Below are 9,413 nucleotides of genomic sequence, written 5' to 3' on the forward strand. Positions count from 1 at the left end.
GGCCGCACCGACGTCTCCTGCGTCCGTGCGGCCACGCACCGTCCACGTCCTGCGCCAGCGAGCCAACAAGCCCGTCGCCGGGCGGCCGGGAGATGTTCTCCTGGTCAGGTGGTGATGCGGGCAAGGGCTCCGGTTTCCAACGCGGTCCATAGTGCGTTGTCGGGGCCGAGGGTGATGCCGTGCGGTTCCGAGCCTGGCGTGGGCAGGTCGTGTACGGCGATGTCGCCGTCGGCGGTGATGGAGCCGACGCGGTTGCCACCCCATTCGGTGAACCACATGACGCCGTCGCGGCCCGGGGTGATGGCGTGCGGCCGGCCGGCGCGATCGGGCAGGGCAAACTCGGTGATATCGCCGTCCGGCGTGATCCGGCCGATCTGCCCGGCGGCGATCTCGACGAACCAGACGGCGCCGTCGTGTCCCGTGGCGACCCCGACCGGCGCGGCGGCCTCGGCCGGTAGTGGGTAGGCGGTGATCGTGCCGTCCATGCCGATCCGGCCGATCGCGTTGGCCTGGTTCATGCTGAACCACATCCCGCCATCCACGCCGGCGGTGATGGCGGACGGGAAGGCGCCGGTGGTCGGGAGCGGGAACTCGGCGACCTGACCATCGGTGGTGATGCGGCCGATCCGGTCGGCGGCGGTCTCGGTGAACCACAGCGCGCCGTCCGGACCGGTGGCGATGCCGAACGGCCCGCACTGCGCAGTGGGCAGCGAGAACTCGGTGACCTGCCCGTCGGTGGTCATCCGGCCGATGCGGTGCGCCTGGTACTCGGTGAACCACAACGCGCCGTCCGGACCGGGCGTGATGATCGTCGGCCGGCACTCCGGATCGAGCTGGTAGCTGCCGGGTGCACCGCCTGGCACCAGCCGGCCGATCTGCCCACTGCGCACCAACGTGTACCACAGTGCGCCGTCCGGGCCCGTGGTGATCGCGTAGGGCCCGCCGTCAGCCACCGCGTACTGCGCGATCGATACCTGGGTCATGAGTGCTCCAGTCCGTGAACGATGACGGGGTGGCGGTGCCGGGACGGAGGCATGCCGTCGCGCGGCCGGTCTCACCGAGGGTGAACGGCCTGTCGGCCGCGAAGTTCCCGGGTGCGGGAAGTTCGCGGCCAACAGTGTCTCCTAGCGGGTGGCGACCCGGTAGTCGTAATTGATGTGGTTGAGGAAGAAGTCCCGGACGTCCTCGGCGAGCAGCTCCGGCACCTCCATCGCGGCGAAGTGGCCGCCGCGTTCGAACTCCGACCAGTGCCTGATGTCGTACAGCCGCTCGGCCAGCGGTCGCACCGACTGCGTGATGTCGTGTGCGAACACCGCGACGCCAACAGGTACCGGACACGGCTCGGTCCGCCGCGGAGTATCGCGGTGCAGCCGCGCCGAGGAGGCCGCGGTGGCGGTCAGCCAGTACAGCGAGATGTTGGTGAGCATCCGCTCGTCGCTGATCTGTGCGCGAGGGTCGGTCCACTGTGCGAAGCGCTCGGCGATCCAGGCCAGTTGGCCGACCGGCGAGTCGGTCAGCGCGTAGCCGATGGTCTGCGGGGTGCTCGCCTGCAAAGCCTGGTACGGCGGACGATTCGCCATCAACTGCCGGACCTTGCGCAGTCGCGCCTCATCCGTTTCGGACAGCTCGATGTCGGCGTCCGGGACCGGCCTGGTCGGCAGGTAGTTGACGTGCACCCCGACGACCTGCTCGGGCGCCACCGCGCCAAGCGCCAGGGAGATGCCCGAACCGAAGTCGCCGCCCTGCGCGCCATAGCGCTCGTACCCGAGACGGCGCATGAGCTCAGCCCAGGCCCGCGCGATTCGGACGACATCCCAGCCGCGCTCGTGGGTCGGCCCGGAGAGGCCGTAACCCGGGATGGACGGGATCACCAGGTGGAAGTCGCGCGACAGCGGCGCGATCACGTCGAGGAACTCCAGGAACGAACCGGGCCAGCCGTGGGTGAGGATCAGCGCGAGCGCGTCCGGTTTCGAGGACCGGACGTGGACGAAGTGGGTGTTCTGGCCGTCGATCTCGGTGGTGAAGTGCGGAAGCGCGTTGAGCCTGGCCTCGTGCTCGCGCCAGTCGTAGCCGGTGCGCCAGTACTCGGCCAGTTCCCTGAGTCGCGCCAGCGGGAAGCCGTAGTCCCACCCGGCGTCGGTGACCTCGTTGGGCCAACGGGTGCGGAAGAGCCGGTCGGTCAGGTCGTCGAGATCGGCCTGGGGGATGTCGATGCGGAACGGCTTGATCATCGTTCTGACTCCAGCGGGTTCACTCGGGATCTCAACGTTAGTGCTCCTAACGTTTGACGTTCGAACGATACCAAAATCGTTGGTGCGTCCAACGGTTGGTTAGACTTGTCACATGCAGGACCCATCCGAGGAGGCACCCGCCAGGTGGGAGAGCCTGCCCAGCTGGCTGCTCACCCAGACCGCCAGCCACGCGCACCGCCTGGTGACCGAGGGGTTCTCGTCCGTCGGCGCTCGCGGCTACCACTACCGCCTGCTGGCGACGCTGGAAAGGTTCGGGCCAGCCAGCCAGGCCGCACTGGGCCGCCGCAGCGGCATCCACCTCAGCGACATGGTCGCGACAATCAACGAGCTCGCCGATCGCGACCTGGTCGAGCGCGCCCCGGATCCCGCCGATCGGCGGCGCAACATCATCTCGCTGACCGCCGCGGGCAAGCGGCAGCTGCGGCGATTGGAGAAGCGGCTGGCCGAGTGCCAGGACGCACTGCTGGCTCCGCTGTCACCCGGGGAGCGACAGCGGTTGACCGAGCTGCTGTCCAGACTGCTGGACCACCACAACCGGCGAACCGGCACCCCCGAAGAGCCGTGGCGCGGTCCTGGGTCGGCCCGCGCGCCCTCGCGCTGACCCGTACCGGCGGCCATGCCAGCCACGTCTTCGTGCCAGCAGCTGCGCTGGTGGCGGTGCCCGACGGCGTCGACACGACCGCGGCGGCCTGCCTGCCTGCCTGCCGCTCAACTACCTCACCGCCGATGAGATGCTGCGCCACGTCGCCGGGGTGCGGCCCGGCGAGCGGGTACTGGCGCACGGAGCCGCAGGCGCCGTGGGCACTGCCCTGCTGGACGTCGGTCGCCCGCTCGGCATCAAGACGTACGGTGCCGCAGGGTCCGCCGACCGGCGGCTCATCGAGTCGTTTGGCGCGTCGTACGTAGACCGCTCTGGGTGGGACGGGGTGCGTGCCGACGTCGTGCTCTGCCCGATCGCCGGCAGCCACCTGCCTGCGGCGGTCGTTCCGGGCACTGCCGCCCGGCGGGCGGCTCGTGGCCTACGGCTTCCTCGCCGACGATGCGTCGCCGCTGGGCGGGGCCATCCGGTTGCGGCTGTGGGATGCGCTACCCAACGGCCGGCGCGGCGTTCTATCGGCTCAGCGTCGCCGCCCGGAGGAATCCGCACCGCCTCAAGACCGCCACCACGGCGCTCGTCGCGGCGCTGGCCGCTGGCCGGCTGCACCCCGTGATCGCCGCGTGCGTGCCACTGGAAGCGGGCCGCCGACGCCCACCGCCCTGCTCGCGGCCGGCACCCTGCGCGGCAAGGTACTGCCAGTGCCGCATCAGGCGATGTTCACCCGGCCTTGACCGTGTGCTCGTGGACACCCAGAAGTGCCGGTAGGCAGACAGATGTACGGACAGCGAGTGCCGACATGCGGACAGGGAAAGTGCCGGTCGCGGCTCGAGTCGGGTGGATGAGTCATGGCGGACGGTTGGCATGTCGTGGAGCGATCGCGCGTTCCGGGCCTGGCTTTGGGGGGACACCCATTGCAACCTTTAGGTTGCTATCATGATGGCAACTCAAGGGTTGCGAAGGAGCGTGGGTGTGGTTCCGGACAGCATCGAACGCGAGACGGTGCTGTGGCACCCCGCCGAGCGGGTGTGGGCCGCGCTGACCACCGCTGAAGGGCTGTCGCAATGGTTCGGCTCGGTGGCTGAGATCGATCTACGGCCCGGCGGGCGAGCGTGTTTCCGCTGGGATGACCTCGACGAAGAATCCGTCGCCACGATCACGATCGTCGATCCACCACACCGTTTTGCGTTCAGGTGGCCAATCGAGGGCTGGCCGGGGAACGACGCGCCCCTGACGCTGGTGACCTTCACCCTGGAGCCCGTAGCGGATGGGACCCGGTTGCGTCTGGTGGAGAGCGGGTTCACCCAGGCTGCCGACCACGTCGCCCGGTCCGCCCACCAGGCCAACGGCCAGGGATGGGCCGAAGAACTTGGCGACCTGGAGACCTACCTCGATGCGGCCGCCTGATTCACAGGAGCAGGCCGTCGCGGTGTTCGCGGCGCTCACCGATCCGACCCGGCGGGCGTTGCTGGACGAGCTCGCCCGCGCCGGACCCGCAACCGTCACCGATCTGGCGCGGCGGCTGCCGATCAGCCGACAGGCAGTGGCCAAGCACCTCGGGCAGCTCGCCGAAGCGGGCCTGATCAGCTCCGGTGAACCGGCCGGCCGCCGCCACCCCTACCGGTTGGAACCAGCGCCCATCCGCGCGGCCCAGATATGGCTGGCCACGCTCGCCAACAGATGGGATGACCGGCTGACCGCGTTGGAACGCGCACTGGACGCCACCGCCACCCCGACACCCGACAAGGAGCCACCTAACAATGAACCAGCCTGAGTTCACCGCCGGCCTGAACATCGCCATGAAGATCCCCAAGGCGCAGTACGAGGCCACCGTGGCCTTCTACCGCGACACCCTGGGCTTCGACGTCAAAGCGGAGGACGTTTCCTACGCCCCGACCGTCTCAAGAACTCATTCGGTGCGGTTCGGTCCTAACACGCTGTGGCTGGACTGCGTCGACAACTACAGCCAGCCCGACCTGTGGTTGCAGCTCCACACCGATGACCTGGACGCGGCGAATCCTGCTCGCAGAATCCGGCTGAGCTGCCCAGCCCATTGCGTGTCCTTCCGGACCGGCACATTCACTGTCCGCCAACCAGCACTTCCAAGACCGACCACCAGCCGCTTACAGACGTCCGCCACCAATCGTGTGACACGCCCGCCCGGGCGGGTTCGCCTCAGGCTGCGGGCATGCCTGAACGAGTGCGGGCCCGTGAGATCGATGACGACGAGGGACAGCGGCTGCTGCGGATCATCCGCCGCGGCAGGGGCTCGGTGGTGACCTGGCGGCGGGCTCAGATGGTGCTGCTGTCCGCGCAGGGCATGGACCCGGCGCGGATCGCCGAGGTGACGTTCACCAGCCCGGACCGGGTCCGAGACGTGATCCAACTTCCACGCCGACGGGTTCGACGCGCTGTATCCCAAGTACGCAGGTGGCCGCCCCAAGAGCGGGTTGGGACATGGGCTGCGGCCAGCAACGTCGAGACCGCCTACACCCCGACCAACTCCTCCTGGCTGCACCGGATGGAGGCCCAGTTCACCGCCCTGCGCTACCTCACCCTCGACGGGACCGACCACGCCAGCCACCAAGAACAGGCCAGCATGATCCGCCGCTACATCATCTGGCGGAACCGCCACGCCGACGACCGGCGCCTACGCGCCATCGTCGACAAGGCAAACGTTGCCTGATACGGCACTGGTCCCCTGACGGCCCACAATGCCACCTGCCCGCGGCCAGGACCTCCTGCTGTCCGGCCTCGCCGGTCGTTGCCCGACCGGCTCGCCCACGGCTAGTAAACGGCAAGCCGGTCACCTCCACCATGCCCCGTCGCCATCATGGTCAGGCCTACACCGGAGGCGGCCTCGACTCCCACTTCTGTCACGTCGTCCTGAGGCCGGCTGACCTCGTCCGGATCTGACCGACCGGCAACGACGGAACAACGGCAGCGTGCGCGCCAGACGGCGCGCACGCTGCTGGTCAATGCGCCCGGGCCGGGCCCCTCATCAGCCTCCCCGGGGTGCGGCTACCGGTTGATGCCGAGCGTGGCGATCAGGTCCTCGTGAAACTCGAACCACACCCGGTGGCATGAGTCGACCTCCATGCCGGTGATCCACGCCGGGTCGTCGCCGACCCGGGCGAGCGCGCTGGTGAACCTGTCGTGGTAGCCCGCGAATCGGGCCAGGTGGGCGGCCAGGGACCGTTCGAGGTCGCGCAGCTCGCTGGCGAGGTCGGCGAGCTGACGAAACACGGCCTCGGCGTTGCCGGACCCCAACTGCCACGCGGTGAAGGCCTGGGACGCTCGGGCGTTGGGCGGCAGGAACCGTTCGTGGACGGCGGCGACGGTCCCGTGGGCGCCGGCACGGTCGAGCTCGTCGCGAAGCTGGGCCTCGTTGTGCCTGCGCCCCGCCTCGGTGAGCGACCATCCGGCCACGTCGGCGAAGGAGGACTTGCTGACCCAGCCGCGCGCCTGGGCGTCGAGGAGGTCCTCACGGGTCCGGTCGCTGTCGAGAGCGAACCGGGCGGCGACGGCGGCGGTGTCGGCGAACCCTTTGAGCCGTACCGCGTGCAGCACCAGCAGGTCGGTGGGTGACGGGCGGGCCATCAGCGACGCCGTCCGGTGACGGTGCCGAGGGTGCCGTCGACGGTGACGGGTGTGCCGTCGGTCAGGCTGGTCATCGCCTCGTCGGCGCCGACGACGGCGGGGATTCCGAACTCCCGCGCGACGATGGCCGCGTGGCTGAGGACGCCCCCGGTCTCGGTGACGACGGCGGCGGCGAGGCGGAACAACGGCGTCCAGGCCGGATCGGTGGTTCGGCACACCAGGATGTCGCCGCGCCGGACGCGGGCGAAGTCGTCGACCGAGCACACGAGGCGCGCCGGTCCCCGCGCTCGGCCGGGACTGCTGGGCACACCGGTGACCAGCGGGAGTGCCGGATCCGGGCCGCCCACGGGCGCCGGGGCGCCGACGGCGGTGATCGGGCGTGACTGCAGCAGCCAGATCCGCTCGTCGTGAACCGCCCACTCGACGTCCTGCGCGCGGCCGAACAGGTCCTCGCAATGCCGGCCGAGCGTGACGAGTCCGGTCACCTCGTCTGGCGTCACGCAGCCGCGTACCCGGTCCGGTTCGGGAACGGGCGAACGCACCAGCCCACGCTCGCGCAGGTCGAGCCGGGTCTGTTTGGACCCGACGGTGATCCGGACGATGTCGGCCGGTGGGGTCACGACGACCTCGTCGGGAACGACCACGCCGGAGACGACGGACTCCCCCAAGCCCCAGGACGCGTTGATCACCACAGCGTCAGCACCGGTGCGGGGGTCCCTGGTGAACAGCACGCCCGCGTGGTCGGCCTCGACAAGCTCCTGCACGAGCACCGGCGCGGTGGGCCCGTCATCACCGTCATGGTCGAGGGCGAGGTGTGCCCGGTAGCCACGCGCCCGGTCGGTGCCCGGCGATACGGCGCAGCGCCGCAGCGCGGCCAGGACCTCGTCGAGTCCCCGGGCGCCGAGGACGGTCTCCAACTGCCCGGCGAAAGACGCCGCCGCGCAGTCCTCCGCCAGCCCCGACGACCTGACCGCAACCGCCCGGCCGCGCAGCCGGCGCAAGTGTTCCTCGACCACCCGGGGGGTGACGGCGGGGTCGGTCACGACGAACCCGTCCGGGACGGGAAGTCCGGCACGCAGCAGGACGGCGAGTCCGTGGGCCTTGCGGCCACAGTCGGGGCCAGCGTCGACGAGCGGGACGATGCTCACGAACCGGCGTCCCCATCGAGGCGGGCAAGCACGCGCTCGTACCGCTGCTGCGCCGCCTGGGCGGTCCGCAGGTTCAGCGGCTGAGCGATCTGGGACCAGGTCAACCCCTCGGCACGGGCAACGAACAGCAGTCCAGCCTCGAGCTGGTCCACCTCAGCGCGGGCAGCGGCCAACAGCGCGATCGCGGCCCGCAGGTCGTCGGGCAACTCCAGCGCGTCGCGGTCGGTGTTGGCTCGCCACAACGCCTGACGGATCAGGGTGACCGCGTCGTGCGGCTGGCCGTCGGCCAGCCAGGGCAACCGCGGCAGATCATTGCCGCCGCGGGCGGTCAGCCGGTCCCGCGCCCATCGCTCGATGGCCCCCGAGGCCTGGTCGTCCGATCCTTCACGCATGCTCCCAGCGTGTTCTTCAACAATCTGTTTGTCAACGCGCTGTTGAAATGCGCGACGCGTGGCCCAAGTTGCCGGCGCTGCTCGCGTGGCTGGCCCGCAACCCTCACGTCAGTCGGGTCGCCTGGGTCGATGACGACCTCGGCGGCGACGCCTGCCCGGACCGCGCCCGGCGCTGCACCGAGGAGCTGAGCCGGCGCGGCGTCGACGTGCTGCTGGTCGCCCCCGCCGCCGCGCACGGGATCGGCCCGCACCACGTCACGCGCCTCGAACGCTGGATCGGTCCGCAAGGCGCGCGCCAGCGGTGGTGGAGGAGTGCGTTTCGAGGGCCCCTGAGATGGGCGCCGGCAGACGCGTCCAGGGCACAACCGGAGGGCATGACTCCTGCATCGGGTCGCAGTTCGTCGGGCATGCGGTAGCTTCTACCCCGTTGATTACCGATTGGCGCATCGAAGAGGGCCGAGTCCCTATGGTCTCCGCGGGATGGTACGCGCGAGAGGTGACAAAGCCGTTGCCCTACATAGGAGGCACATCGTGAGTTCCTACACCATCACCATCGCCGCGGACGATCCCGGCCAGGCGACCACCACCGTGAGGGTCCAGTGGAACGGCGCGACCGCGCGCATCACCGAACTACTGGTGCGCGCCGGTGAGGGAGACGGACTGACCGCGAGCCAGCTTCCCGCGGTCGACCTGGATCTGCTGTTGACGGCCGTCACGCCTGCCGTCGGCGGGCAGCAGGCGTTGACCGTGTCGCCTGCTGCTCCGGCCGACGAGTCTCCCGCTGGCGTATCCGTTGACGAGGAGCCCGGCGCCGACACCGACGTGGACCAGCCTGCCGCCGTGACCACGTCCACCGCTGACCAACCGGCTACGGCCACTCAGGTGAGGAACGAACCGACCGATGCCGCTGTTCCCAGGCAGGCGTCACGGGCGAAAGCCCGGGCCACCGGCGTGGCCCGGGCGGGTGGGCGGAAAGCCGCGGCAGGCGGCAAGGCCACGACCTCGGGACGGAAAGCCACCAAGCAGACCGGGAAGAGCGAGGCGTCGCCCGGCACCGGTCGGGTGTACCGGCGGTCACCGGATGATCTGGAGTCGGTGTACCAGCAGGCCGGCAGCGTGGCAGCGGTCGCCGACCACTACAACGTCCCCCGGCACACCGCCCAAGGGTGGATCCGTACGCTGCGCCGCCGGCAGGGCTCCCCCGCCGAGTAACGCACACCGCGGGCCCGCCGGCGGTCACCTTCGTGTTGCACGGGCGCGATTCCGGGTAGCCGGCCACCCGGACCGACCGGCGGCCACCGTTCGACGAAGCACTGTGACGGGGCAAGCTTGGCCGGGCGGAGACCGCCTCAACCAACCCGCCACAAAGATGATCTGTCGGGTCGCGGCGGCCGCGCCCAGTTCGGACACGGGCGCGGGCATCTGC

General features: G+C 70.3%; 11 protein-coding genes. 6 read left to right on the forward strand and 5 right to left on the reverse strand.

Going from position 1 to position 9,413, the window contains the following annotated elements:
* Positions 1 to 104: 104 nt before the first annotated feature.
* Together E1165_RS07810 and E1165_RS07815 are read right to left on the reverse strand one after the other, a co-directional pair.
* Positions 105 to 983, reverse strand: a complete 879-nt coding sequence (locus E1165_RS07810) for a virginiamycin B lyase (RefSeq protein WP_132389187.1) — start codon at positions 981 to 983, stop codon at positions 105 to 107.
* Between the two features lie 141 nt (positions 984 to 1,124).
* Positions 1,125 to 2,231 (reverse strand): epoxide hydrolase family protein, encoded by a 1,107-nt coding sequence (locus tag E1165_RS07815; RefSeq protein ID WP_132389189.1) that lies wholly within the window; start codon positions 2,229 to 2,231, stop codon positions 1,125 to 1,127.
* A gap of 112 nt (positions 2,232 to 2,343) precedes the next feature.
* On the opposite strand from E1165_RS07815, the gene E1165_RS07820 reads away from it, so the two are divergent.
* The 4 genes from E1165_RS07820 (at position 2,344) to E1165_RS07840 (ending at position 5,533) form a co-directional block, all read left to right on the forward strand.
* Positions 2,344 to 2,853: a MarR family winged helix-turn-helix transcriptional regulator gene (locus E1165_RS07820; RefSeq protein ID WP_132389191.1), complete on the forward strand. Its 510-nt coding sequence runs from the start codon at positions 2,344 to 2,346 to the stop codon at positions 2,851 to 2,853.
* A 966-nt stretch (positions 2,854 to 3,819) separates the two neighbouring features.
* A complete protein-coding gene (locus E1165_RS07825; protein ID WP_243704639.1) occupies positions 3,820 to 4,254 on the forward strand; it encodes an SRPBCC domain-containing protein in 435 nt (144 codons plus the stop codon).
* Entirely contained in the window at positions 4,241 to 4,621 is a 381-nt protein-coding gene (locus tag E1165_RS07830; RefSeq protein WP_132389193.1) for a helix-turn-helix transcriptional regulator, read from the forward strand. Before E1165_RS07825 ends, E1165_RS07830 begins: the two co-directional genes overlap by 14 nt.
* Before the next feature lie 414 nt (positions 4,622 to 5,035).
* Positions 5,036 to 5,533, forward strand: coding sequence for a hypothetical protein (locus tag E1165_RS07840; RefSeq protein ID WP_243704640.1), 498 nt, complete (start codon positions 5,036 to 5,038; stop codon positions 5,531 to 5,533).
* A gap of 335 nt (positions 5,534 to 5,868) precedes the next feature.
* Here the strand turns inward: E1165_RS07840 and E1165_RS07845 are convergent, their stop codons facing one another.
* From E1165_RS07845 to E1165_RS07855, 3 genes are read right to left on the reverse strand one after another with little or no spacing between them, the layout of a single operon-like run.
* Positions 5,869 to 6,447 (reverse strand): hypothetical protein, encoded by a 579-nt coding sequence (locus E1165_RS07845; RefSeq protein WP_132389195.1) that lies wholly within the window; start codon positions 6,445 to 6,447, stop codon positions 5,869 to 5,871.
* On the reverse strand, positions 6,447 to 7,595 hold the full coding sequence (locus tag E1165_RS07850) for a PEP/pyruvate-binding domain-containing protein (protein WP_132389197.1): 1,149 nt from the start codon (positions 7,593 to 7,595) through the stop codon (positions 6,447 to 6,449). The genes E1165_RS07845 and E1165_RS07850 overlap by 1 nt, the downstream gene beginning before the upstream one ends.
* Positions 7,592 to 7,987 carry a hypothetical protein gene (locus tag E1165_RS07855; RefSeq protein WP_132389199.1) on the reverse strand — a complete coding sequence of 132 codons (396 nt, stop codon included), beginning with the start codon at positions 7,985 to 7,987 and terminating at the stop codon, positions 7,592 to 7,594. Before E1165_RS07855 ends, E1165_RS07850 begins: the two co-directional genes overlap by 4 nt.
* A 47-nt stretch (positions 7,988 to 8,034) precedes the next feature.
* Here E1165_RS07855 and E1165_RS07860 point away from each other — a divergent pair, with 47 nt between their 5' ends.
* Positions 8,035 to 8,403 carry a hypothetical protein gene (locus E1165_RS07860; protein ID WP_132389201.1) on the forward strand — a complete coding sequence of 123 codons (369 nt, stop codon included), beginning with the start codon at positions 8,035 to 8,037 and terminating at the stop codon, positions 8,401 to 8,403.
* Positions 8,404 to 8,518: 115 nt separating this feature from the next.
* Entirely contained in the window at positions 8,519 to 9,199 is a 681-nt protein-coding gene (locus E1165_RS07865) for a hypothetical protein (protein ID WP_132389203.1), read from the forward strand.
* Positions 9,200 to 9,413 lie beyond the last annotated feature (214 nt).

The organism is Micromonospora sp. KC723, assembly GCF_004348595.1.
Lineage (GTDB): Bacteria > Actinomycetota > Actinomycetes > Mycobacteriales > Micromonosporaceae > Micromonospora.